Here is a 463-nt window from a genome sequence, read left to right on the forward strand (position 1 = left end):
ATATATTGATACAACGGACGGCATAGGTGCAGCGGCAATTCAATACCCATGGGTTTTAAGCGATATAAAATCGATGACAAAATGCAATCACATACACCCATGGTATCTGAAAGAAAAAAAGCTTTATGGGCAAACAGCGGCGCTATGGTAACCAGAGATTCAGTCAGTTGCTTTCTTGCAATCTTTGCTTGGTTGACATCTAATGTATCCTTATCGGTCAATAGCGTATCTGCCAATTTAATCCAATCTTTCTCAATGCGCCACCATAATTGACGGTATTGTGCCTTTTCAATCGGATTTTCAGGTAGCAGTTTGTTCTGATGATAGCGCTCTTCAAGGTATTCAAAAATAATGCGATTGTTATATAAAATCAATTCACGATGAATAAATACCGGTAGCGTGTTGTAAGGATTGATATCAGGTAAATCTTCGGCAAAATCCTCATCATCACGAATGTTCGTCT

Annotated in this window: 1 pseudogene; it reads right to left on the reverse strand. The window is 38.7% G+C overall.

Features of this window, described 5'->3' with window-relative positions:
- A pseudogene (locus J1781_RS00385) lies at positions 1-463 on the reverse strand (hypothetical protein); the annotation flags it as partial.

The sequence above is a fragment of the Rahnella perminowiae genome, assembly GCF_019049695.1.
In the GTDB taxonomy this organism is placed as follows: domain Bacteria; phylum Pseudomonadota; class Gammaproteobacteria; order Enterobacterales; family Enterobacteriaceae; genus Rahnella; species Rahnella perminowiae.